The 23,657-nt window shown below is 67.4% G+C and carries 19 protein-coding genes and 2 pseudogenes; 3 read left to right on the top strand and 18 right to left on the bottom strand.

What is annotated here, in order from left to right; all coding sequences use genetic code 11:
• Positions 1 to 7: 7 nt before the first annotated feature.
• The 7 genes from BLV94_RS30990 to BLV94_RS30960 are packed head-to-tail and all read right to left on the bottom strand — an operon-like array spanning position 8 to position 8,156.
• Positions 8 to 1,354 (bottom strand): phenylacetate--CoA ligase family protein, encoded by a 1,347-nt coding sequence (locus BLV94_RS30990; protein WP_072944495.1) that lies wholly within the window; start codon positions 1,352 to 1,354, stop codon positions 8 to 10.
• A 16-nt stretch (positions 1,355 to 1,370) separates the two neighbouring features.
• On the bottom strand, positions 1,371 to 2,525 hold the full coding sequence (locus BLV94_RS30985; protein ID WP_072944492.1) for a CaiB/BaiF CoA transferase family protein: 1,155 nt from the start codon (positions 2,523 to 2,525) through the stop codon (positions 1,371 to 1,373).
• Positions 2,522 to 3,313 carry an enoyl-CoA hydratase/isomerase family protein gene (locus BLV94_RS30980; protein ID WP_072944489.1) on the bottom strand — a complete coding sequence of 264 codons (792 nt, stop codon included), beginning with the start codon at positions 3,311 to 3,313 and terminating at the stop codon, positions 2,522 to 2,524. The genes BLV94_RS30985 and BLV94_RS30980 overlap by 4 nt, the downstream gene beginning before the upstream one ends.
• A gap of 53 nt (positions 3,314 to 3,366) precedes the next feature.
• Positions 3,367 to 4,488, bottom strand: coding sequence for a CaiB/BaiF CoA transferase family protein (locus tag BLV94_RS30975; RefSeq protein WP_072944486.1), 1,122 nt, complete (start codon positions 4,486 to 4,488; stop codon positions 3,367 to 3,369).
• 25 nt (positions 4,489 to 4,513) lie between these two features.
• Positions 4,514 to 5,680: an acyl-CoA dehydrogenase family protein gene (locus BLV94_RS30970; protein ID WP_072944485.1), complete on the bottom strand. Its 1,167-nt coding sequence runs from the start codon at positions 5,678 to 5,680 to the stop codon at positions 4,514 to 4,516.
• 10 nt (positions 5,681 to 5,690) lie between these two features.
• Positions 5,691 to 7,640 (bottom strand): AMP-binding protein, encoded by a 1,950-nt coding sequence (locus BLV94_RS30965; protein WP_072944484.1) that lies wholly within the window; start codon positions 7,638 to 7,640, stop codon positions 5,691 to 5,693.
• Positions 7,641 to 7,691: 51 nt separating this feature from the next.
• On the bottom strand, positions 7,692 to 8,156 hold the full coding sequence (locus tag BLV94_RS30960; RefSeq protein ID WP_037229976.1) for a MaoC family dehydratase: 465 nt from the start codon (positions 8,154 to 8,156) through the stop codon (positions 7,692 to 7,694).
• A gap of 211 nt (positions 8,157 to 8,367) precedes the next feature.
• Between BLV94_RS30960 and BLV94_RS30955 the strand changes: the two genes are divergently transcribed.
• A complete protein-coding gene (locus BLV94_RS30955) occupies positions 8,368 to 9,699 on the top strand; it encodes an MFS transporter (RefSeq protein ID WP_083395720.1) in 1,332 nt (443 codons plus the stop codon).
• A 157-nt stretch (positions 9,700 to 9,856) separates the two neighbouring features.
• Positions 9,857 to 10,135: a WhiB family transcriptional regulator gene (locus BLV94_RS30950; RefSeq protein ID WP_072944483.1), complete on the top strand. Its 279-nt coding sequence runs from the start codon at positions 9,857 to 9,859 to the stop codon at positions 10,133 to 10,135.
• A 58-nt stretch (positions 10,136 to 10,193) separates the two neighbouring features.
• Here BLV94_RS30950 and BLV94_RS51620 read toward each other — a convergent pair.
• The 10 genes and pseudogenes from BLV94_RS51620 to BLV94_RS30905 all read right to left on the bottom strand — a co-directional run.
• Positions 10,194 to 10,499: pseudogene (locus BLV94_RS51620) on the bottom strand (MmgE/PrpD family protein); the annotation flags it as partial.
• A 146-nt stretch (positions 10,500 to 10,645) separates the two neighbouring features.
• Positions 10,646 to 11,626 (bottom strand): annotated as a pseudogene (locus tag BLV94_RS30945) (MmgE/PrpD family protein); the annotation flags it as partial.
• A gap of 49 nt (positions 11,627 to 11,675) precedes the next feature.
• On the bottom strand, positions 11,676 to 13,139 hold the full coding sequence (locus BLV94_RS30940) for an aldehyde dehydrogenase family protein (protein WP_072944481.1): 1,464 nt from the start codon (positions 13,137 to 13,139) through the stop codon (positions 11,676 to 11,678).
• Between the two features lie 104 nt (positions 13,140 to 13,243).
• Complete coding sequence (locus BLV94_RS30935; protein WP_072944480.1) at positions 13,244 to 14,008, bottom strand: SDR family NAD(P)-dependent oxidoreductase; 765 nt, start codon at positions 14,006 to 14,008, stop codon at positions 13,244 to 13,246.
• A gap of 38 nt (positions 14,009 to 14,046) precedes the next feature.
• Positions 14,047 to 14,307 carry a hypothetical protein gene (locus BLV94_RS30930; protein ID WP_072944479.1) on the bottom strand — a complete coding sequence of 87 codons (261 nt, stop codon included), beginning with the start codon at positions 14,305 to 14,307 and terminating at the stop codon, positions 14,047 to 14,049.
• 13 nt (positions 14,308 to 14,320) lie between these two features.
• Positions 14,321 to 16,240: a hydantoinase B/oxoprolinase family protein gene (locus BLV94_RS30925; RefSeq protein WP_072944478.1), complete on the bottom strand. Its 1,920-nt coding sequence runs from the start codon at positions 16,238 to 16,240 to the stop codon at positions 14,321 to 14,323.
• Positions 16,241 to 16,250: 10 nt separating this feature from the next.
• Positions 16,251 to 18,317, bottom strand: coding sequence for a hydantoinase/oxoprolinase family protein (locus BLV94_RS30920; RefSeq protein ID WP_072944476.1), 2,067 nt, complete (start codon positions 18,315 to 18,317; stop codon positions 16,251 to 16,253).
• A gap of 144 nt (positions 18,318 to 18,461) precedes the next feature.
• A complete protein-coding gene (locus BLV94_RS30915) occupies positions 18,462 to 19,571 on the bottom strand; it encodes a LuxR C-terminal-related transcriptional regulator (RefSeq protein ID WP_072944474.1) in 1,110 nt (369 codons plus the stop codon).
• 76 nt (positions 19,572 to 19,647) lie between these two features.
• Positions 19,648 to 21,009 carry an MFS transporter gene (locus tag BLV94_RS30910; protein ID WP_072944472.1) on the bottom strand — a complete coding sequence of 454 codons (1,362 nt, stop codon included), beginning with the start codon at positions 21,007 to 21,009 and terminating at the stop codon, positions 19,648 to 19,650.
• 176 nt (positions 21,010 to 21,185) lie between these two features.
• Complete coding sequence (locus tag BLV94_RS30905; protein ID WP_244163698.1) at positions 21,186 to 21,479, bottom strand: TetR family transcriptional regulator; 294 nt, start codon at positions 21,477 to 21,479, stop codon at positions 21,186 to 21,188.
• A gap of 304 nt (positions 21,480 to 21,783) precedes the next feature.
• On the opposite strand from BLV94_RS30905, the gene BLV94_RS30900 reads away from it, so the two are divergent.
• Positions 21,784 to 22,401, top strand: coding sequence for a TetR/AcrR family transcriptional regulator (locus BLV94_RS30900; RefSeq protein ID WP_072944470.1), 618 nt, complete (start codon positions 21,784 to 21,786; stop codon positions 22,399 to 22,401).
• 95 nt (positions 22,402 to 22,496) lie between these two features.
• Here BLV94_RS30900 and BLV94_RS30895 read toward each other — a convergent pair whose 3' ends face one another.
• Positions 22,497 to 23,651, bottom strand: coding sequence for an acetyl-CoA C-acetyltransferase (locus BLV94_RS30895; RefSeq protein WP_072944469.1), 1,155 nt, complete (start codon positions 23,649 to 23,651; stop codon positions 22,497 to 22,499).
• Positions 23,652 to 23,657: the final 6 nt, after the last annotated feature.

The raw sequence follows: 23,657 nt of genomic DNA, 5'->3' as shown, positions 1-23,657 counted from the left end.
GCCTCCGTCACGACACCCGTTCGATGAGATTCACCTTGACGTGGTCCGGTCGCGCGAGGGTGCGCTCGGGCACGAGCTCGACCGCCGCCTTGACGCCCAGCGCCGACCGGACCCGCTGCTCGATCGACGACCGCAGGTCGTCCTGCTGCTCGGTACCGAGTCCGTCGGAATACTCCACGACCAGCATGAGCGGCTTCTGGGTCGAATGCCCCTCGAAGTCGACGCGGATCCGCATCTCGCCGGTGGTGGCCGGCGTCAGCTCCGACACCAATTGCTTGACCGCGGACGGAAAGAGGTTGATGCCGCGCACGATCAGCATGTCGTCGGTCCGGCCGACGCACCGCACCTTGTACCCGGTGCGGCCGCATGCGCAGTCGGTGCCGGTGACGACCACGTGGTCGCGGGTGCGGAACCGCAGCAGCGGCGACGCCTGCCTGCGGAGCGCCGTGTACACCAACTCACCCTGCGCGCCGGGCACGGGCGCGACCATCTCGTCGGTCTCCGGATCGATCAGCTCGGCCACCATCAGGTCCGGGGAGAGGAAGTGCATTCCGTCGCCGGCCTCGCACTCGCCCCAGTAGATGCAGGCGATATCGGTGCCGCCCAGCATCTCCCGTGATGTGGCACCCCACAACGACTCGAGCTTGCAGCGCACGGCGGGCAGGCCGCCACCGGGTTCGCCGCCCACACTGATCGCGCGCACACCCAGATCGCGGGCCCGCAGGCCGAGGATCGCCGGCGCCTGCTCGGCCAGATACGCCAGAAAGTTCGGCGTGCCGATCAGCGCACCGGGCCGCTGGTCCGCCTGCACCCGCAGGAGTCGCTCCGCGCCCGCCTCCGCGCCGATCGGAATGTCGACGATGCCCATGTACTGCGCCATCTGCACGACGGGGATCCCGCCGACGAAGCCCTTGCTCATACCGAACCCGTGAAGCAACCGGTCACCGGGACGAAAACCGTTGGCGTACAGTGCCCGCGCTCCGAGCTCGGACCAGACGTCGATGTCGCGCCGCGTCAACCCGACGTAGGATGGGCTGCCGGTAGTGCCCGACGACGCCTGGATCTGCACGATGTCGGCGGCCTCCGCCGCGACGTGGTTGCCCAGCGGCGGCGTGGCCGCCAGGCTGTCCCGCAGTTCCTGCTTCTCGGTGAACGGCAGCCCCGCGAGGTCCTCCACCGTCCGCACACGGGTGACGTCGACGGAATGCTCGGCGAACTTCGCCTTGTAGAAGTCGCTGCGGGCGGCCAGATAGTCGAGTTGCTCGCGCAGCCGACGGTTCTGCAGATCCGCAGCGTCGCCGGGAGTGAGCGATTCGACCGCGCTCCAGTGCCGTGACGAATGAGGAACAGCCATGGTGCGATCCCTCTTCCTACTCGAATTCGGCCCTGATGGCGTCGGTGTGCGCGCCGAGGGCGGGCACCGCGCCGCTGCGCACCGGCCACCCGTCGGCCACCGCGGGCGGCAGCAGCGCAGGCACCGGGCCGGACGGGGTACCCACCTCGCGCCACCGTCCTCGCTCGACGAGCTGCGGGTGCTCGGCCAGGTCGCGCACGCTGTTGAGCCGGGCGTTGCCGATCCCCGCGGCGTCCGCCGTCTTCTGGATCTCCGCAAGCGTGTGCTCGGCGCACCACGCCCCCACGACCGCGTCCAGCTCGTCACGCGCCTCGACGCGAGTGTCGTTGTGCGCGTATCGGGGTTCGTCGGCGAGTTCCGGCCGGCCGATCATCTCGGCGAGGCGTCCCCACTCGCGGTCGTTTGTGGTCCCGAGCACCGCGGTCTGCCCGTCGGAGGTGGGGTACGCGCCGTAGGGCGCGATCATCGGTGAGCCCATACCGACGGGCACCGGCTCGGTGCCGGCGTGGATCACCTGATTGAGGGCGAACCCCATCATCTCGGCTACGGTGTCGAGCATGGCGATCGGGATGACCGCTCCCCTGCCGGTCCGCTCCCGGTCGTAGAGCGCGGCGAGCACGGCGGAGTACGCGTACAGCGCCGTGCCGACGTCGGCCACCGGGATGCCCGGCTTGGCCGGCTGCCCCGGTGCGCCGGTGATGCTGCAGGAGCCGCCCTCCGCCTGGATGAGCAGGTCGTAGGCCCGCTTGTGGTCGAGGGGACCACCCTTGCCGTAGCCGGAGATGTCCACGACGATCAGCCGCGGGTAGTCACGCGAGAGGTCCCGGGTACCGATTCCCAACCGGTCGAGCGCGCCGGGCGCGAGGTTGCTGACCACGACGTCGGCGGTGGCGAGAATGTTCAGGAAGGTGCCCAGGTCGGTTGCGGACTTGAGGTCCAGCGCCGCCGACTCCTTGCCGTGGTTCAGCCACGTGAAGTGCGCCGACATCCCGCCGACGACGGAGTCGTAGGCGCGCGTCGAGTCGCCGAAGCCAGGGGCCTCCACCTTGATCACCCGGGCCCCGAGGTCCGCGAGGTGGCGCGTGCACAGCGGCGCCGAGATCGCCTGCTCCAGCCCGACCACGGTGATGCCGGCCAGCGGACCCTGCGTTCGTTGTTCGGTTGCGGTCACGTGAACTTCGGCTCCCTCTTCTCGCGGAACGAGGACACGCCCTCGACCACGTCCGGACCACCGAAACCGAAGAACTCCAAGCCCAGCGAGGCGTCGAAGATCGGCATGGCCTGTCGGTACCAGCCGTTGAGCGCCATCTTGGTGCCCTGGATCCCGGTCCGGGAGCCGGCGGCCAGCTTCCGCGCGATCTCCATCGCCCGGTCCTGCACCTGGTCGTCGTCGACGCACAGCGACACCATGCCGATCCGCTCCGCCTCCTCGCCGGTGAGCACCTCGTTGGTGAGCAGGTGGTACTTGGCCTTCGCCATGCTCGTCAGCAGCGGCCAGCAAATGGCCGCGTGATCCCCGGCGGCGACACCCAGCCGGACGTGGCCGTCGACGATCTTCGCGCGGCGGCCCGCCACCGAGATGTCGGCGAGCAGCGCGGCCACGAGGCCGGCACCGGCGGCCGGTCCGTTGATTGCGGAGACGATCGGCTGCGGGACCTCGATGATGTTGCGCACCAGGTCGCGTGCCTCACGCATCACCCGGGTCCGCGACGAGTAGTCGCCGATCATGGCCTCGACGAGATCGAAGCTGCCTCCCGCCGAGAACGCCCGGTCGCCGGCGCCGCGGATGACCACGACGCGCACCGACTGGTCGAGACCGATCACCGGCCAGATGTCGGCCAGCTCGCGGTGCGCGTCCGGGCCCACCGCGTTGAGGTTCGGCCCGTCCAGCATGATGCGGAGAATGCCTTCTTCCGGGCGGTCTACCTTCACGGACGTGAAGTCCTCGTAGCTGGTCACTGTTGCTTCCTTCCTGGGAAATTCTCGGGTCGATCGGTGCGCCGGCAGCTCGGTCAGGCGCCGACGTCCCACCGCGACGCGACATCCGCGGTCGCGACCGTGCCCACCCGCGGCGTCTCGGGTTCGCGAGCGGGTGTGCCGCTGAAACGCGGCGCGGGCATCGGATGCAGGACACCGCCGACGGTCCGGTACACGCCGCGCTGGGTGTTGTGGGGATCCACGGCGGCCTCGTCGAACGTGAGCACCGGGGTGACGCAGGCATCGGTACCCGCGAATACCTTCTCCCATTCGTCGCGGGTGCGGCGCTCGACAGCGTCGCCGATGAGCTTGCGCAGATGCGGCCACGCGGCGCGGTCGTTCTGGTTGGGCCAGTCGTCGGTATCGGGGCCGAGCCGCGAGGTGAACTCCCGGTAGAAGTCGGGTTCGAGCGCGCCGACGGCGATGTAGCCGCCTTCCGCGCACCGGTAGGTGTCGTAGAACGGTGCTCCGGAGTCGAGAAAGTTCGTCCCCGGATCGTCCGAGTAGAGGCCCGCGGCGCGCAGACCCTGCAGCTTGGCGGTCAGGGCCGCGACGCCGTCGACCATCGCCGCGTCGATCACCTGCCCCCGCCCCGTTCGGGCGGCGGAGACCAGGGCGCACGCAATGCCGTACGCGCCCATGGCGCCGCCCGCCGCGTAGTCACCGAGCAGGTTGATCGGCGGCCGCGGCGCACTGTCGGACCGTGCCATGGCGTGCAACGCGCCGGACTGCGCCACGTAGTTGATGTCGTGTCCGGCGTCCCGCGACCGCGGACCGGTCTGTCCGTAGCCGGTCAAGCGCACGTAGACGAGGCGATCGTTGCGTGCCATCACCTCGTCCGGTCCGAGCCCGAGCCGTTCGGTCACGCCGGGCCGGTATCCCTCGATGAAGACGTCCGCGGCTTCGGCCAGGCGCAGCACACTCTCACGTCCGGCCGGGTCCTTGAGGTCGACGGCCACCGCGTCGACGCCGCGGTTGACGACGTCGACTTCCTCGGTGAGACCGTCCGTCTGGCTGAGGGCGCGGGCCGACCGGTTCGGGGGCCGCACCACCCGCACCACATCGGCTCCCATGTCGGCGAGCAGCATCGAGACATACGGCACCGGACCCATTCCCGCGAGCACCAGCGCCCGGACTCCAGCCAGCGGACCGGTCATCGTCACACTCCTTCGTAAGTGGGGCTCAGTACGACCGCGGCAGGCCGAGCACCTGCTGCGAGACGTAGTTGCGCACCATCTCCTGCGAGAACGGCGCGTTGCGCAGGAGTCGCACCTCCCGCCACAGCCGCTCGATGTGGTACTCCTTCGCGTACGCGTAACCGCCCAGTGTCGAGAACACCCGGTCGCACGCTTCGAAGCCGGCCTCGGCGCCGAGGTACTTCGCCGCCGCGGCCTCGTGCCCGCACTCCTGCTTGTCGTCGAACAGCTTCGCGGCGTGCATCGCCATCCGCTCGGCGGCCTCGAGACGGATCCACGAGTCCGCGAGCGGATGGGCGACGGCCTGGTTCTGGCCGATCGGGCGATCGAACACCACCCGGTTCTTCGCGTACTCGGTGCCGATCTCGAGCGCCGCGCGACCGAGGCCGATGCCCTCCATCGCGACGACGATGCGTTCGGGGTTGAGTCCGTCGATGATGTAGTAGAAGCCCTTGTCGACCTCGCCGACCACGTCCTCGTCGGCCACGAACAGATTGTCGATGAACAGTTCGTTGGTGTCGATGGCCGCGCGCCCGAGCTTGTCGATCTCGCGGATCGTGACGTGCTTGGGGTCGAGTTCGGCGAAGAAGATCGTCATCCCGTGCAGCGGCTTGTCGTCACGCCGCGGCGACGTGCGGGCAAGCAGCAGGATGCGGTGCGCGTTCTGAGCGTTGGTGATGAACACCTTCTGGCCGTTGATGACCCAGCCGCCGTCGACCTTGGTCGCCTTGGTCTTGATACGGGACGTGTCCACGCCGGCGGTCGGCTCGGTGATGCCGAACGCGGTGAGCATCTCACCCGAGGCCAGCTTTGGGAGATACTTCTTCTTCATCTCCTCCGAGCCGTACCGGACTATCGGCGCCGGCGGGAAGACGTAGAAGTGGATCGCCGAGCCACCGCTCATACCGCCGCCGGAGGAGGCGATCTCGCCCATCATCACCGCGGCCTCCTGGAGACCCAGGCCGATTCCGCCGTACTCCTCCGGGATCATCGCGCCGAGCCAGCCCCCGTCCGCGAACGCCTTGATGAAATCCCAGGGGTATTCGTGCTTGTTGTCCTTGTCGAGCCAGTAGTTGTTGTCGAACTTCCGTGCCAGCTCGCGAGTCGCCTTGCGGACGATCTCGATGTTGCTTTCGGTGTCGAAATCTGCCATCTCAGTACTCCTAGTCTTCGCCCGCGTACACGGGAATGTCCTCGAGCGGCGTCGCCGGGTCGAGCGACGACATGTCGCCGATCGGGGCACCGATGAACCGCGACCGGATGGCGCGGCGCATGATCTTTCCGTTCTTCGTCTTCGGCAGCGTCGGCACCGCATAGACTTCGGGCGCAAAGGATTTCCCCGCATTCGCCAGCGCCGTCGCCTGCAGGTCGTCGTTGTCGACACCGTCGGCACGCAGAACCGCGAACGCCACCGCACGCTGACCGCGCATCTCGTCCGGCACGCCGATCACCGCGACCTCCGTGATCCGGTTGTCACGCAGCAGCGCCGCCTCGATCTCGGCCGGCCCCACGCGGCGCCCGGAGAGCTTGATCGTGTCGTCCGAGCGGCCGTGGATCCGCCACATGCCGGCAGCATCGACGCTCGCGAGATCGCCGTGCACCCAGACGCCGTCCCAGCGACTCCAATAGGTGTCCAGGTAGCGGTCCCGGTCCTGCCAGAAGGCGTGCGTCATTCCAGGGAACGTGTTGAGCACCGCGAGTTCGCCGATCCGGCCGACGACGGGCGTGCCGTCGTCGTCGAGCACGGCGGCATCGACGCCGGGCAGTGGTCCGGTGAACGCCGCCGGTGCGGCGGGCAGGAACGGGTAGCCGACGAGGATGCCGCCGCCGACCTCGGTGCCGCCGCTGTAGTTGACGATCGCGCGCTCTCGCCCGCCGACCTCGTCGAACAGCCAGAACCAGGTCGGCTCGTCCCATGCCTCTCCGGTGGAGACGAACGTCTTCAGGGTCGGCATCGCCGGAGCGCTGCCGTCGCCCGCCGCCTTGAGTGCGCGTGCCGCCGTCGGTGCGATGCCCTGCACGGTGACACCGTTGCGGTTCACGATCTCCCACATACGATTCGGTGTGGGATGGGTGGGCAGGCCCTCGATCATCACGATGGTCGCGCCGAGCTGCAGCGGGCCGGTCATGAGCATCGGGCCCACGAGCCAGCCGAGGTCGGTGATCCAGGAGACCACGTCGTCGGCGTGCACGTCGAAGCCGTAGGCGAAGTCGACCGCGGTCTTGGCCGCGAAACCGCCGTGCGAGTGCACGATTCCCTTCGGCCTGCCCGTGGTGCCGGACGTGTAGACGATCGTCAGCGCGTCGTTCGACTCGGTGTCCGCCACGTCGACAGGGTCCGGATCCGCGGGCAGTTCGTCGTAATAGACGTCGCGGCCGGCCTGCATCGGCACGTCGGTGCCCAAATGCCGGATCACCACGACGGAGCGGACCGACGGCGCCTGCGCCAGTGCGGCGTCCGCGGTCGCCTTCATCTCGACGACCTTGTCGCGACGGGTCGTGCCGTCGGCGGTCACCAGGAGCACGGCGTCCGAATCCTGCAGTCGCGTGACCAGGGCGTCGGGCGCGTAACCACTGAACGTGGGTACCGCGACCGCGCCGATCATCGCGATGGCGAGGAAGGCCACGGCCGCCTCGGGCACGACCGGCATGAACAGCACCACCCGATCCCCGCGGCGCACTCCCAGGCCCGCGAGGTGCGCCGCGAACCGGCTCACCTCCGACCCGAGCTCCGCGAAGGTCAGCGTGCGCCGCTGTCCCCCGTCGCCCTCGTAGACCACCGCGGTCTTGCCGGCGAGGTCACCACGGGCGTGCCGGAGGGCCGCCAGTTCGGCGACGTTGATCCGGCCACCCGGGAACCATCTCGGGAATTCCTTGCCGTCGGACTCGTCGAGAACACGGTCGAACGGAACCGAGAACTCGACGTCGAGGTCGGCGAGCGCCTCGCGCCAGAACCAGTCGGGGTCGGCGACGGCGCGACGGCCCAACTCGGCGACGGCGGCGGCATCGGCGCCGAATCCCCAGCTCTTCATCGCGGCGAGCAGCCTCGAGCGCTCACGTACCGCGGGGCCGGGAATCCAGGCCATCTCCTCGGGCCGGCTACTGTCGCCCATGTCTGTGTTCTCCTCGTCTGGGGCTGTCGGTGGTCGGGTCGGGGTGAGCGATCAGGCCTGCGCGTCGGCCGACTTCTTGAGCATCAGGCCGACGCGGGTGGCGTCGCACACGATCTCGTCGCGCTGGTTGATGCCGTAATGGCGGAACGTGACGATGCCGGAGTCGTTGCGACTCTTCGATTCCCGGGCCGACACGATCTCGGTGCGCACGTGGATGGTGTCACCGTGGAACACCGGCTTGGGGAACTTGATCGAGTCGAAGCCGAGGTTGCCAAGGGTTGTCCCGTAGGTGGTGTCGTGCATCGAGATACCGGCAACGAGGCCGAGGAGGAACAGGCTGTTCACCAAACGCTGCCCGTGGATGGAGTCTTTGCTGTACTCCGCATCCAGGTGGAGCGGCGCCATGTTCAAGGTCATCGTGCTGAACAGGACGTTGTCGGTTTCGGTCACGGTGCGGCGCACCTCGTGATCGATGACCATTCCCGGTGCGAATTCCTCGAAGTACAGACCCGGCATGTGACGTCCTTTCTCTCGAGCGACGACGAGTACGACCGTCGATCGCTGCAGTGCGTAGCCTCACTGTAGAAGAAATATATTATGCACGCAAGGCTGCAATGTTTAGTGCCTGATGCATTGCGCAAGTCCATCTATTGGTGAATAGTATATGATGCATAACACACAGCGTCGACGGTGTGATCCCGCAGACAAGACTGAAGGACGCCCTTACGTGAACAACACCGAAGAAGACCTCATGACCGACCTCGCGCCCAAGCAAGTCCCCAAGTCCGAACCGACACCAGAACCGCGCAAACTCACAGCCTGGGGCATCACAGGAATGCTCGTGGTGCTGTACCTCATGAATGCGTCCGACAAGGCGGTGTTCGGCCTCATAGCGCAACCGCTCAGTGAAGACCTCGGACTGAGCGCGTCGCAGATCGGCTTCACCGGCAGCATGTTCTTCCTCGCCTTCAGCTTCGGCGGCTTCTTCGCCGGGCCGATCAACAAGGTTCTCGCGCTCCGGTGGTCCATCGCGATCATCGCCGTGCTGTGGGGCGTCGTCATGCTGCCGCTGGTCGTGTGGTCGACATTCGCCGTGCTGCTGGCGAGCCGGATGCTCCTCGGCCTCACCGAAGGGCCGACATCCGCGCTGCTGCACACCGCCGCCTATTCATGGCATGCGCCCGCGAAGCGGGGTCTGCCGAGCGCACTCATCATCAGCGGAAGCATGCTGGCCAAAATGCTCGTCGTCCCGATCCTCGCGCTCGTGGTGGCCGAGTACGGGTGGCGAGCAGCCATCCTCGTGCTCGCTTTCGCAACCACGCTGTGGTGCATCCCGTGGCTGCTGACCTGGCGGCCCGGCCCGTACACCGTCGGCGGCAAGCACACGCCGACGGACGACACCGACAGCGAGCCGGCGGTCGCGTGGCGGCGGCTGCTCACATCGAAGACCTTCGTATCCGCCGTCCTCATCGCGATGAGCGCCTACGCACTCATGACCGTCGTGCTCACCTGGTTGCCGTCGTACTTCGAGCAGGGTCTGGGGTACTCGCGGCTCGAGTCGGGCACGTTGTTCGCGGCACCGAGCTTCGTCGGGCTCGCGACGCTCGTCGGCGGATCCTGGCTGAGCGACCGCGGCATCAGCCGCGGCCTGTCGATCCGCCTGGTCCGCGTGGTCGTGCCGTGCGTCGGCGTCATCGTCGCCGGGGTGCTCCTGCTCAGCCTGCCGGCCCTGGGGACCCCGATCCTCGCGGTCTGCGCGGTCTCGGTGGCGTACGGGCTGGTCGTTGCGGTGTTCCCGCTGCTCAATGCCGCGGTGATCGCGACGTGCCCGCCGCGCCAGACAGCAGGCGTGATCGGCGCCTTCTTCGCGTTGCAAGCGATCGGCGGGATCATCGGACCGTGGTCGATGGGGATCGTCGTCGACGCCTCGGCAAGCAAGATCGACGGGTACCAGGCGGCGTTCCAGTGCCTGGGCATCGTGGGTGCCGTCGTCGCGGTTCTCGCGCTGATTCTCGCCGACCCGGCGCGTGATCGCGAGCGCCTCCGCGTCACCCGCTGACCCACAGGCGATCCGATGTGCGCAGTACTTCCGGCAGCAGCCAGGAGTACTGCGCACAAACGTCTGTCCCGTCGGAGTTATCTCGAGCCGCTGCCCCTTTCCGGCATTCAATATATTATGTTTTAACTGTACTCGTCGAACGATCGGAGCGCGTCCCGTGACAGCATCGCACGCCGCACTGGAAGCCACCCCGGAGGAATGGCGGCTGCGTGCGCGGTGCCGCGGCATGGATATCGCCGTCTTCTACCTCGACGAGGACAATAGGAATTCGCAACTTCAGCGCGAGAGTATCGCGAAGAACATCTGCCGACGCTGCCCGGTGATCAACGAATGCCGTCAGTACGCCATCCGTTTCGGCGAACAACACGGCGTGTGGGGCGGATTGACCCCGAGGGAACTCGGCGCTGCAAGAAAGTGGAGCCGCTGGCAGCGGTAGACACATCGGCGCCGCCCTCGCCAGTCTCCGGCAAGGGCGGCGCTGTGTACCGATCCGATCAGTCAGCGGTATTGGGCTGCAACCGATTCAGGATTGTCGAGATGTCGTCGACGTTCTCGAGGTCGTACACGGCCTCGATGACGGCGTCCGCGTCCGCGTCGCCCACTACTCCTACTCCGTCGATGTTGTGGCGGAACTTGGCGATCAGTTCGTCGTCGGTCATGTAGGTGACCGGGTCGGGGGATGGACTGCCCTTGGGGTAGCCGCGTTCGCCGGAGAACCGGGTGCCGCGCGCATGGACCTCGATGCGCGATCGGCGTGCGGCCGGGTTGCTCGCCAGTGCCGCGGTGTAGTCGGGGTGTTCCTGAAAAGTCGTCTTCGTGGTGAGCTCGAGGACGGACGGGTCGAGGACCGCTTCCGGCGTCTGCCAGTCCTTGCCGGGGGAATCCGGTGGGCGGCGAGGGCAAGGCCGTGGGTCATGCTGAACTGCGCGTCACGCGGATTGCGGATGGTCTCGTTGACCCACACCGGCTGCATCACGAAGCTCTCGCCCCAGGCGTTGATGGCCTCGATCTCGTCGGGCTTGATGTCGTTGACCTCGATGATCTCGGTGAGGGCATCGAACAGCGCGTGCATCACCCGGCAGTGGGGATACGGCTTGAACGACTGGAACGGGGTGAAGGTCCACTCCGTCCCGAGACCCGCGGTGATGGGCGCCGGCTCCCAGCGCGAGGTCCCGATGAATCGGGGAAAACCGTACTCGCGGTCGTCGAGCATCTGGTGGTCACCGGTGTGCCCGAGTTCGGCCAGGCTCGCGGCCGTCACGGCCGACAGGGCCATACCCCCGGCGAGCTGGTATTTGATCGTGGTCGACGGCGCGTGCATCATCCATGCCCGCTGGGTGTTGGTCGGCATCGTCGAGCCCATGATCCCGAGCGCATCGGCCAGCGTCTCATTGCCGAACCCCTTGACGACGCCGATCGCGGCCGCCGCACCGAACAGCGTGCTGCTGTAGCCGATGACCTTCGGAATGGTCACCACACCGTCTTTGATGTCGCGCAGATAGTCGGTGGCCTTGCCGATGCGGTACGACATCTCGTGCGCCACCGCTATCGCCGTGAGCAGTCGCTCACCCGAGGAGTGCAGGGCCTCGGCGGTCGCCAACGCACCGGGCACCACGTAGGGGGTCACGTGACCGGGCGGCAGGACCGCGTCCTGGTCGAGCGCGTTGACCAATTCGGCGTTGGCGAAAGCCGCACCGGGTACCGACGTCTTCGTGCCCGTCCCGATGATCGACGCCGAACCGCCCGCACCACCGAGGAATTGGCCGTACTCGACACCGCGTTGCGCACCCGCGTCGCCGAGCGATGCCACCGCGCAGCCGAGGGTGTCCAGCAGAATCCGCTTGGACTCGGCAACCACGTCACCCGGGAGTGATCGCCCTTCGGCGCCCGCGGCGAAATCCGCGAGTTCTTCGACAATTGTCGGCATCAGATTCTTCCTCTTCTTGCTGTGATGGTGGGTGTGACGTTGGCTTCGGTTATACAGGCCACTGAATGTGCTTGACCTCGAAGAACTCCCGAAATCCCTCCTCTCCGCCCTCGCGGCCGATTCCGCTGTGCCCGGGTCCACCCCACGGGGCGTCTCCGCGCATGCCGCCACCGCCGTTGACGGTGACGGTGCCCGACCGCAGGCGACGAGCGAACGCGAGAGCGTCGGGGGTGGGGCCCCACACGTTGGCGTTGAGCGCGTACTTGACATCGTTGGCCATGCGGAAGGCGTCGTCCAGGTCGGTGTAGGGCATCACCACCCCGACGGGAGCGAAGAGTTCCTCCTGCGCGATCTCCGCGTCGTTCGAGATACCGGTGACCAGAGTCGGTTCGAGAAAGAATCCGTCATCGAGGCCGGGCGGCCGGCCCCCACCGACAGGAATCTCGGCGCCCGCCTCCCGGGCGCGCGCCAGGAAGCCCTCCACATTTCCACGATGTTCGCCGGTGATCAACGGTCCCAGGACAGTGTCGGGGTGATGGGGGTCGCCGACCGTGAGGCCACCGGGGAACTTGCCCGACCTCTCGACGTACTCGTCGAAATCGGCCTGAGGCACCAGGGTTCGTGTCGTCGCCCCGCACGCCTGGCCGCTGTTGCGGGTGAAGCGCAGCGCGGACGCGGGCACCGCCTTCTCGATGTCGGTGCCGGGCAGCACGATGTTGGGTGACTTGCCGCCGAGCTCGAGGACGACCTTCTTCAGCGTCGGGGCCGCCAAGGTGAGGATCTTGCTGCCGACCGCGGCGGAACCGGTGAACGTCACCAGGTCGACCTCCGGGGCACTGACCACCTGCGCAGTCACACTCGGCGAACCGAAGACCAGGTTGACCGCGCCCGGCGGAAATCCCGCCTCCTCGATCAACCGCATGATCGCGGCCGTCAGCAACACGGCCCGCGGCGAGGTCACCAGGACGGTCGAGCAGCCCGACGCCAGTGCGGGGCCGAGCTTGTACGCGCACATCATGACCGGGACGTTGTAGGCGACGACCGCGGCCACCACACCGGCCGGGTCCCGCACCAGCATGCTGCTCGAGACCACCGGGTCGTGATGCAGCGGAAGGGGCTGCTCGTACCCGTCCCGCGGCCCCCGCGCCGCCGCGTCGGCGAACCACCGGAAGAATCGGACGGGCAGATCGACGTGCAGGGCCGCGGCGCTGCTGATCGGTGTGCCGATCTCGGTGGCGGCGAGGTCGACGATCTTCTCCCGGTCCCGCTCGAGCAGATCCGCCAGCCGGTGCAGCAGGGCACCGCGCTCACCAGGCCCGAGACGGCTCCACTCGCCGTCGTCGAACGCCCGCCGGGCAGCGGACACCGCTGCGGCGACCTGCGCGGGGCTCGCCGCCGGTGTGACGGCCAGTTCCCGACCGGTCGTCGGGTTGATCGACCGGATCGCCTCCCCTTCGCCCGCGATCCGGCGGCCGTCGATGTGGCACTCGGCCTCGACAATCGGTGCGGTCATGACAATGAACCTCTGTCTCTCGATCGTGAACGGCGCCCCTCCCGCCTCGCGGCCGCGCAAGGACACCATACTCAATATATTATGTTTTACGAGCCTTTCGGCCGCTATCCCGCCATGTAGCCGCCGTCGACGACGAACGAGCCGCCGGTTGCATAGCCGGCTCGATCGGACAGGAGCCAGCACGCCATCTCGGCGATATCGTCGGGTTGCGCGAGTGCGCCGAAGGGAATCCGGGACATGATGGTGGATCCGCTGCGGCGCTTGGCGTCCTTCATCAAATCGGTGTCGGTGTAACCCGGGCACACCGCGTTGATCCGGATGGTCGGCGCGTATTCGATTGCCGCAGTTTTGGTCAGGCCGACGACGCCGTGTTTCGCCGCCGCATACCCGGCTGTGGTTTTGAATCCGGTGAGACCCGCGAGCGATGCGGTATTCACGATGACGCCCCCACCCTGCGTCACCATCTGCTTCAACTGGGCGCGCATACAGAGCCACACGCCCTTGAGGTTTACCGCGATGGCCCGGTCGAATGCCTCCTCGTCCCAATCCGCGACGGATCGACCACCCTGACCGATCTGCCCGCCGCTCACGCCCGCATTGTTGAACGCGCCGTCAAGGCGGCCGTAGTGTTCCACCGCCGCGGCGACCATCGCATCCACCGACGATCCGACCGTGAGGTCGGCGGGAAGCGCGACCGCGTCACCGCCCGCCGCACGCACGAGGTCCGCCGTCGCCGCGACGCCTTCCTCGGACACATCGGTCGCCGCGACCCGGGCGCCTTCCTTCGCGGCCAGCAGGGATGTCGCGCGCCCGATGCCTCCCGCCGCGCCGGTAACGAGTACTACTTTCCCGTCGAGCAATCCTGACATTTCCGATCATCCTTCCGAGCAGACGTTGTGGTACCGATCTATCCGACGCGTGATGCCGGCCAGTCGCGGGCCGGCGAACGCCATGCGGGCCAGTTGTCCTCGGGCTCGGGACGCGTCACCGACACATGGTGAAAGCACTCTTGGCACTTCACGACCATGCGGGGCCCGAGGTGGTTGGCGACGGGATAGCGAGCGAGACTCGTTGCGCCGCATGACGGACATGCGCCGTCGACGGTCGTGCGTTCGACGTAGACCCGGTCGGTCTCGGGACGGGGGAACAGGAGCCGGTCGACTGCCATGGGGATGCCTTTCTCAGAGATTCCAGTTGCGGGGGGTGGCCACCGGCACGCTCCAGCGCCCCTGGTCGCGGTCGGCGGCCAGCTGCGCTCGTCGTGCCGATGTGGCGGCCTCGTCGACGTCACCGTTCACGATCACGACCCCGTGGGCGTCCGCCGCGAACTCAGGGCTGACAAGTCCGCTGCGGACGTCCTGCAGCACCTTCCCGGAGATACGGGCGAGGGGGTCACCCCAGCCGCCGCCACCGCCGATGACGAAGCGCAGCGCATCGCCGGCTTTCAGGACGAGTCCGGAGAACTTGCCGGTCCGGTAGCGCGCACCGCGCCCGAACTCACCGTTGTTCGGGTCCGGTCTGCCCTGGTCGTCGAACATGCCGAACAGCGGCTCGGCTCCACGCAGGTCGAGTGGGTCGCCATGTTCGGCAAGGTCGAAGTTGTCGATGTACCAGCCGTAGGCCGGCGAGCCGGCGCCACCTCCGTTCGAGCCGGGAGCGCCGCAGCGGACCCGGTCGGCGGTGATGGTGACCATCGTGTCGGACTCGGCGAAGATCGAGTAGACCGAGCCGAGACCGCCGCGGAATTCTCCGGCTCCGGCGGTGTCGATCACCATCTCGTGCTGGACGATGACCAGGGGGCTCTCGATCTCGACGTGTTCCTGCACCGACGTCCGGCAGTTTCCGATCGGAATCACGCAGAAGGAGACACCGTCGTCCTTCCACGTGCCGCCCCAGCCGCCACCGGCGAGCGCGAATGCACCCCACGGCGTGCCTTCGTGGCCCGGGCGGGTGTCGATGCCGCCGAGGCTGACGACGACGGCAGTGCCTGTGTCACAGGCGAATGCCTCGTCCATCGCCTGGCTCAGTGCCTGGGTGACGACGTTGATCCCCCGCGCGCCAATGTCGGCGTGGTTGGAGCAACTCGACGGCGGCAGAACCTGCACCACGCTGCCGGACGGCAGCAGAGTCTCGATCGGCCGCAGCGTGCCACTGTTGACCGGTGTCGACGGGTCGACCATCAGCTTGACCGCCTCGATGCAGCGCGAGGCCTCGCACCAGGCGGTGCCACAGTTGCCGAGGGGCTGCCGACCCGAACCGGAGAAGTCGATCTCCATGGAATCTCCGCGGACCTTCACCGTCACGTTGACCGGGATCGGTTCGTCGGTGACGCCGTCCTCGTCGAGGAAGTCCTCTGCGGTGTAGTCGCCGTCCGGAATACTCGCGATGCCGCGCCGCATGCTGGCCTCGGTGGCCTCGATAGCGAAGCGGCCGGCCGCGCGCACCTTCTCCAGGCCGCCGCGGGCGATCAGATCCTGTAACTGGCGCTCGCCGACGACCAGGCAGCCGTGCAGGGCCCGCAGGTCGCCGAGCACGAGCTGCGGCACCCGGTTGTTCTCCAGGATGAAGTTGAACAGCGGACGAACCGGAACGTCGTTCGCGTACAGCAACGTCGGCGGCAGCTTCAGCTGCTCCTCGAAGTGCGTCTGGGTGCCGTTGGAGAAGCCACCCGGGATCGCCCCGCCGAGGTCGACGAGGTGGGATGTCGAGTGCAGCAGGAACTCCACACGGCCGTCAACGAATACGGGCCGGAGCAGGTTGACGTCGGACTGGTGGATGGTGCCGCGCCACGGGTCGTTGACGAAGATGACGTCACCGGGCTGCATGCGGTCGATGTCCCAGTCGTCCATCACGAAGTTCGCGATGTGCGGGGCGGTGAACGCGTGCTGCATGCAGCCCTCCCACAACGCGACCGTTTCCCAGCCGTCGTCGGTGCGCATGTGAATCGCGCTGGTGCAGTCCAGGATGTCGCGACAGACCGGGGAGAAGGCGCTGCGCATCAGCGAGTCCAGCATCTCCCGGGCGACCTCAGTGAGGCCGTAGCGGAGGATGTCGAGTTCGACGTCGACCGCGGGGCCGGGGTCAGGGGTGGTGATCGTCATGGTCTGCTCCTCAGCTCTGGGGCTCGATGATGAGATTCAGGTCGCCGTCCACGTAGGCCGTCCGGCCCGGAAGGACGAGGGTTGTCGCGAACTTCTCGGCGACGAGGGCGGGGCCCTGCACCCGCTCGAAGGGTTGGAGGCGCTCCCGAACGTAGATGGACACCTCGACCTGCTCGGTCGTGCCCGGCAAGGTGAGCTCCGTCGTGCGGAGGAACGCCTCCCCGTCGTCGGGGGTGAGGTCGGTCTTGTGCTGCTCGCGCGGGATGATCGCCGTCACCTCCACCGTCGAGATCACGACGGGGATCTCGGTGGCCGCGAAACCGTATGACTCCCGGTAGAAGTCGTGGAACTGCGGCACCAGATCGGCCACACTGCCGGCAGTGAGAGCGCCGGAGTGGATGGGCATGCGATTGTCCCACGTCTGGCCGCGATACATCGCGAAAACGGCCCGCTCGAAGCGGATTCGATCCACGTCGGCGCCCTGGCTGTCGAGTTCGCGGCGGATGCGGTCCTGCAGCCCAACGAACGCGGCCTCGATCGCTTCGGCGCTCGCGGGTGCGAGCGGGCTCATGATCGACTGTGCCCGGGTGACCATCAGGTCGCTGCGGAGCAGCCCCATGGCCGAGAACTGGCCGGGGTTGCGAGGCACGATCACCTTGTCCAGACCCAGGATCTGCCCGACGCGGTCGGCGAGCATGGGGCCGGCCGACCCCGAGGGCTGCAGGGCGAACTCACGGACGTCGAGACCCCGGTAGACCGAGATCGTGCGGACCTTCGCGGCGATGTCCTCACACGCGACCTCGTAGGCGGCCGACGCGAGCTCGAGGGCCGACATGCCGAACTGCTCCCCGGTCTTCCGGAGCGCATCGAGCGATGCGTCGACGTCGAGCCGAATGGAACCGTTGGCGAACAGGTCCGGCTGGAGGACCCCGAGAGCCGCGCACGCATCGGTGAGCGTGGGCTCGACGCCCCCGCGCCGGTAACACACCGGACCGGGATTCGATCCGGCCGAAGCCGGACCGACCGCCACATTGCCGAGCGTGCTGGGCCGGATCAGGCTACCCGCACCCGAGCCGACGCTCTCCACGTCGACCAACGGCATGGTCAGGGTGAGACCGGTTTCCAACGTCCACAGATCGGTGAGCGGCGTCTTGCCGTGCACGATCGCCGCCACGTCCGTGCTCGTGCCACCGACGTCGATGGTGAGCAGGTTCGGCGAACTGCTCTCGTTGGCGAGCTTGACGCTGCCGCTCACACCACCGACCGGACCGGAGACCAGCTGGAACACCGGGGCCCGGCCGGCGTCGGCGAACGTCGCGACACCGCCGTTCATCATCATGATCCACAGCGTCCCAGCGTAATTGCGCTCGGACAGCTGGCTCATCAGTCGGTCGAGGTAGCCGACGACGGCCGGGCCCACGTACGCGTCGAGGGCGACGGTCGTGGTGCGCTCGTGCTCCTTGGTCACCGGGTAGAGCGCGGAGGTCTGAATATAGGCGTCCGGCAACTCTTCTGCGACGATCTCCGCCGCCCGCTGCTCGTGGTCGGGGTTGATGTAGGAGTTCATCAGGCACACCGCCACCGACTTCGCACCCTGGCTCGCGAGGGAACGTGCAGCGTCGCGAACGGCGTTCTCGTCCAACGGCAACAACTCAGACCCGTCGTACCGCAGTCGCTCGGGAACGCCGAATCGCGATTCACGCTGCACGATGGGCCGCTCCTGGTGCGGTCGCAGCCAAGTGGGATCGTAGAAACGGTCACCGAATTCGCGGTGCATACGACCGATGTCGAGCAGATCCCGGTGACCGCGCGTCGCGATCAGACCGGTGCGCTCGCCGGTGCGGCTGAGCAGGGCGTTGATGCCCACCGTGTGCCCGTGCACGATCTCGGCGACGTCCGGAACCTCGACACCGATCGCCTCGATGCTCAGCAGTACCCCCTCCTCCTGCTGAAGGGTCGACAGCACCTTGCCGTCTCGGGTCTCACCCGTCCTGCGGTTGAGCGCAATGATGTCGGTGAAGGTGCCACCGACATCGATGCCGACAATCCAGTCGGCTGCCCGCTCACTCTGCGTCATATCTCGGCCTCCGTGCTGTGTGCTTCAGTGACATGCGCAGTGCATCTGCGCCACGTTTGTGTTACACGTCACTCTTCCGCACGGAGGATGCGGGAACATCTGACGGAGGTCGTAGATCCGTACGACCTTCGGCCGACGCCAGCCTTACGTCGTAGTTCGCGTGACGTCGGAATTGCGCAACCAGATCGACACGGCCTCGGCCCGGTTGGCTGCGCCGAGTTTGCGAAGGATGCGGGTGATGTGGGTCTTGACGGTTCCCTCGGAGATGACCAGCCTGCGGGCGATCTTGCCGTTGGAGTCGCCCTCCGCCATGAGTCGCACGATCTGCACCTCGCGGCGGGTGAGGACGGAGTCGTCGTCGCGACCGAGCGCGACGGACTTCGCTACTGCTACCCCGGGGCCGGATGCCTTGGTCCAGCGTCCGAGTCCGTCCAGCTGGGTACGCACCGCCGAAAGCCCCTCGAGCACACTGACTCTCGCCAGGTTCTGGCTCATCCCTTCGGCGAACGTCGACAACAGTGCTTGATCGACACTGGTGAGTTTGCGTTGCTGGTGATAGCAGTCGCCGTGCACCAGGCCGACGACGTCGCCGTCGACCATCAGCGGCGCAATGCCGTACGACGAGGATCTGGTGATCTCGGCCAGCGGGCGGTTGACGCGAGGGTTGTCCTGCACCTCGTGGACGAGCGTCGCTCGAGCACCGACCACGGTGTCGTTCTCGACGAGCATGCGGTCGAGAACGGGCGGATTCTCCCTGCCCACCGCCACGATCTCCTCCGCCCAGCGAGGGTCGCGGACGACGTGCATCGAATGCAACCGCCACGACCCGTCCACCGTCGACAGCAGCGCACGATCGAAGCCGAGGCTGCACACCGCCTCGGGAGCGCGGGCCAGCAGCGCGTCGACGGTCTGCGCGTCGCCGACCCGTGCCAACGCCGACTGAACCGTAGCCAGAATCTCCGCGTGGTCGGCCAGCCCCAGCTGCGCCACCGCAGCCTCCGCCTCGCGGATGCGACCGAGAATCGCCATCAAGGCCGTCAGAACATCGCACGACTGGTCGTGACGGCCGATCGCACACGTCATCTCCGCAGTCACCAAGTCCCACAGCCAGCCCAGCGCCTGACTGTGGGACTGTGCGCCGACCGGCTGCGGACCGCTCAGGTCGCGGTCGAGCAGCACACTCACGTCGTGGGTGATGTCGGCGATCGCATCGTGCAGCGCGACGGCATCCTGCCGGATAGACGAGTTGCGCATACTGCACTCCCATGAAGTCGCTGACCTACGCACCATGCTAGGCATCCTGCTGAGCCACGTCACGACCCGCGGCGGGCTAGCGGCGCTGCGGCTCCAGCGCCTCCGGGACCTCCGACGGCGCGGTCGCGTCGCGTGTCACCCGACGGGATTGGTCGAACAGCCCGCCGACGACCACCAGAACCGCGCACCCGATGATCAGTAGCGATACGCCCCACGTCGAGTGGCTGGGCGACATGGTCACCATCGTCAGCGCGAGGATCGGGGCCAGGCCCCCTGCTGCGGCGCCGCTGACCTCCCGGCCGGTGCCGATACCCGAGGCGCGGACCTCGGTGGGGAATTGCCGTGCCATGTACGGGCTCGCCGCCACCATGATCATCGGCGCCAGGACACCCGTGGTCACGACCATGACACCCCAGATGAGCGGGGAGCGGCCGGTGTCGAACAGCCAGAACGCCGGGAAGGCCATCAGGGCGACCCCGATCGCTGCGCCGATCATGACCTTGCGGGTGTCCACACGGTCGGACAGGCGCCCAATCAGCGGACACGCGATGATCGCCGCGATGCTCGCGAACGTCACCCCGAGGGCGCCGACATTCTTCGCCACACCCTGAAACTCCGTGAGGTAGGACAGTGAGAACGTCTTGAAGGTGTAGGAGAGGGCGGAGTACCCGCCGTACACGGCCGCGACCACGACCAGGCCCCGCCAGTTGCCGCGCACCAGGTCGCGCAGAACCTGGAAGCCCTTACGTTGCCGCGCCTCGGTCGCCACCTTCTCGAATTCCTCCGACTCGGGCATCGCGCGGCGAATCCAGTAACCCACGATCACGATCGCGAAGCTCGCGATGAACGGCACCCGCCATCCCCACGTGTAGAGGGCTTCGTCGTCGAGGCTGGTGACCGCGGCAACTGCGAGCGACGCCGCAAGCAGGCCGATCTGGGCGCCCATCACCGGATAGGCGCCGTACCGGCCCCTGGTCTTCTCGTCGGCATGCTCGTACGCCACCGTGATTGCGCTGCCCAGTTCGGCACTCGCACCGAAGCCCTGCAGGATCCGCAGAATGATCAGCAGCGCCGGCGCCGCCACGCCGATCGCGGCATACGACGGTACGAGTCCGATGAGCCCGGACGCGATTCCCATGATCAGCAGGCTGATCGACAGCACAGCCTTGCGCCCGATGCGGTCACCCAGGATTCCGAAGAGGATGCCCCCGAAGGGCCGGGCCAGGAATCCGACCGCGAACGTGGAAAACGCCGCGAGGGTGCTGGCCGACGAATTCGCCGACGGGAAGAACACCTTGCCGAAGACGAGCGCCGCCATCGACGCGTAGAGGTAGAAGTCGAACCACTCCAGCGAGGTTCCGATGATGACAGCAGCTCCGACCTTCTTCACGCTCTTGGGGGATTCCCGCCGAACGGATATCTCGCGTTTCTTCGCCACGCGTCAAGTCCTCTCTCGGGGCCAACTTGTCGCGTTAATCTATTATGCATAATCTTTAAAATCAAGTGGCTGGGATCACGGGTGGTGAACGAAAGGGACGTGCGCCACCCCTCGATCGATACCCGGGGCGAGGGTCGCGGACCGCTGCCGCGTAACGCGCGAACAGTGGTGGTTCGCTACGCCGATTCGACGCTCTCGCGCTCGGCAGTCGCCGGCACGGACTCGACGACCAGATCGTCGATCGCAGTGGCTTCGCGTGACAGGTCCGACCGGGCGAACGTCGCGAGGATCAAGCTCGACCATTCGACGCTCGGCCGGGTCGCGTGGTCGTAGACCGCCAGCAGCAATTCGTCCTTGTCGCGGAACAGCCGGTACGGAATCGTCGCATCGACCTTCAGTTCCACGCCGAGGCGACGCATCGTCAGCCCCGCGGCGCCGTCACGCTGAGCGAGTTCGAACGCAGCCTTCACACGACGAATTGGACAACGCCGCATTCGCCGCGGCCGAGGCCGTTGCCGCAGCGTTGGCCTGAACGGTCACTGCGTCTCACCGGCCGGGCCCATTCCGCCGTCAGCCGCCCGGACCGCCCGTTCGGCAGTGATGGGGGTACGCGTTCGACAAATTGCGTAGCTCGTCTTGCCCGCAGTTCGACGCCGTGCGTGAACGCGCTGATCGATTCCAATCGAACACGAAGACCCGGGGTACCCGCCTCCCTCTCGGCCGTACTGGTTGTTGTTCATCTGTATAGTGGCGGTGAGAAGAGAAGAGGTGGGTATGGAGCCCTTGGTTGATCCACGTGCCAGCGATGCGGACCTGACGGCGAAGGCCCGCATTCGTAATGCGGCGCTCGATCTGTATTCCCGTGACGGGGAGGATCGGGTGTCGATGCGGGCGGTTGCCGCGGCCGCGGGAGTCACGGTGGGGCTGGTGCAGCACCATTTCAAGACCAAGGCGGGTATCCGAGATGCAGTCGAGCAGTTGGTCATCGACTATTTCGCGACCGCGATCGCGGGAGCCGCGAGCACGGGATCGCCGGCGGAGGTGGCGTCGGCACGCGACGAGGCGGTCGGCCGGATGCTGGAGGCGAATCCGACTGTCGTGAACTATATTCGGCGCGCACTGCTCGATCCGGCCGGCCCGAGGGGTCGTCTCCTCGAGCGTCTGACCGACCTCACGTACGCGGAGATCACGAAGTTACGGGACTCCGGTGTCGCCTCGACGAAGAAACGCGACAGCGTGCAGGTGATCGAAGTTCTGGTGCGTCAGCTCGGGCAGCTGTTTCTCGCGCCGATGATCAACACGATGTGGGAGCAGTTGGCCGGCCCGGACGCGCCGGTGGAGGATCGGCCGGTTCTGGTGGTGGGGATGGAGGATCCCGATCCGGCTTCGTGACCTCGGCCGGGCCCGCCGGTCACGCGATTACGGCAGACATCAGTGCGGGTGCACCCTCGGGGTGCACCCGCACTGTCGTTCCGGCCGGGGGGACCTCAGCCGAGCCGTTCGATGATGGTGACGTTCGCCTGGCCGCCGCCCTCACACATGGCCTGGAGTCCGTACCGCCCGCCGGTGCGTTCGAGTTCGTGCAGCAGGGTGGTCATCAGCCGGGTGCCGGTCGCTCCGATCGGGTGGCCGAGGGCGATCGCGCCGCCGTGGGGATTGAGCCGTTCGGGATCTGCTCCGATGTCGTGGAGCCAGGCCATCGCGACGGGCGCGAAGGCCTCGTTGACCTCGTAGGCGTCGATCTGGTCGATGGACAGGCCGCATCGGTCCAGGGCCCGGCGGGTCGCCGGGATGGGGGCGGTGAGCATCATGATCGGATCCGCTCCCAGCACGCTCATGTGGTGCACGCGGGCGCGCGGTGTCAGGCCAAATCTGTTCACCGCCGACTCGGAGGCGATGAGCATGCCCGAGGCACCGTCGCTGATCTGGCTGGATACTGCCGCGGTCAGCCGGCCCTGCGGGGTCAGGGTGGGCAGTGCTGCCATCTTCGCCGCCGTGGTGTCCGGGCGTGGGCACTCGTCCACGGCCACGCCGTCGAAGGGTTCGATTTCGGCGTCGAAGTATCCCTGCTCGAGGGCGTGCACGGCCCGGCGATGGCTTTCGAGGGCGTAGGCCTCCATCGCGGAGCGGTCGAAGTTCCATCGCCGGGCGATCAGTTCGGCGCCCCGGAACTGGGAGATCTCTTCGCCGCCGTACCGGGCGGTCCACGTCTTCGAACCCGAGTACGGATCGGTGGCACCGTACGGTTCGCCGGCCGTGACGGACGACATCAGCGGGATCTGACTCATGTTCTGGACGCCGCCGGCCACGACGATGTCCGCGGTCCCGCTCATCACGGCCTGCGCCGCGAAGTGCACCGCCTGCTGGGAAGACCCGCATTGCCGGTCCACGGTGACCCCGGGCACCGACTCCGGCAGTCCGGCCCCGAGCGCCGCGATCCTGGCGATGTCGCCGGACTGTGCCCCGATGGTGTCCAGGCACCCCAGGATCACATCGTCCACCATGGCTGGGTCGAAATCGTTGCGCCCGATCAGGGTTCGGATGACATGCGCCGCGAGGTCGACCGGGTGCGCGCCGACGAGGCCACCCCCGCGTCGGCCGACGGGGGTCCGAACCGCGTCCACGATGTATGCCTGTGACACGTGCTG

The organism is Rhodococcus koreensis, from assembly GCF_900105905.1.
GTDB classification, from domain to species: domain Bacteria; phylum Actinomycetota; class Actinomycetes; order Mycobacteriales; family Mycobacteriaceae; genus Rhodococcus_F; species Rhodococcus_F koreensis.
The sequence above is the reverse complement of the archived record's forward strand: the minus strand, read 5'-3'. Positions and strand labels throughout refer to the sequence as shown.

What these genes read in the sequence shown, in the direction of transcription:
- BLV94_RS30975 (WP_072944486.1), bottom strand. Translation starts at nt 4,488, where the DNA reads ATGACCGGTCCGCTGGCTGGAGTCCGGGCGCTGGTGCTCGCGGGAATG.
- BLV94_RS30920 (WP_072944476.1), bottom strand. Translation starts at nt 18,317, where the DNA reads ATGACGCAGAGTGAGCGGGCAGCCGACTGGATTGTCGGCATCGATGTC.
- BLV94_RS30990 (WP_072944495.1), bottom strand. Translation starts at nt 1,354, where the DNA reads ATGGCTGTTCCTCATTCGTCACGGCACTGGAGCGCGGTCGAATCGCTC.
- BLV94_RS30960 (WP_037229976.1), bottom strand. Translation starts at nt 8,156, where the DNA reads ATGCCGGGTCTGTACTTCGAGGAATTCGCACCGGGAATGGTCATCGAT.
- BLV94_RS30925 (WP_072944478.1), bottom strand. Translation starts at nt 16,240, where the DNA reads ATGACGATCACCACCCCTGACCCCGGCCCCGCGGTCGACGTCGAACTC.
- BLV94_RS30965 (WP_072944484.1), bottom strand. Translation starts at nt 7,640, where the DNA reads ATGGGCGACAGTAGCCGGCCCGAGGAGATGGCCTGGATTCCCGGCCCC.
- BLV94_RS30915 (WP_072944474.1), bottom strand. Translation starts at nt 19,571, where the DNA reads ATGCGCAACTCGTCTATCCGGCAGGATGCCGTCGCGCTGCACGATGCG.
- BLV94_RS30900 (WP_072944470.1), top strand. Translation starts at nt 21,784, where the DNA reads ATGGAGCCCTTGGTTGATCCACGTGCCAGCGATGCGGACCTGACGGCG.
- BLV94_RS30970 (WP_072944485.1), bottom strand. Translation starts at nt 5,680, where the DNA reads ATGGCAGATTTCGACACCGAAAGCAACATCGAGATCGTCCGCAAGGCG.
- BLV94_RS30930 (WP_072944479.1), bottom strand. Translation starts at nt 14,307, where the DNA reads ATGGCAGTCGACCGGCTCCTGTTCCCCCGTCCCGAGACCGACCGGGTC.
- BLV94_RS30935 (WP_072944480.1), bottom strand. Translation starts at nt 14,008, where the DNA reads ATGTCAGGATTGCTCGACGGGAAAGTAGTACTCGTTACCGGCGCGGCG.
- BLV94_RS30940 (WP_072944481.1), bottom strand. Translation starts at nt 13,139, where the DNA reads ATGACCGCACCGATTGTCGAGGCCGAGTGCCACATCGACGGCCGCCGG.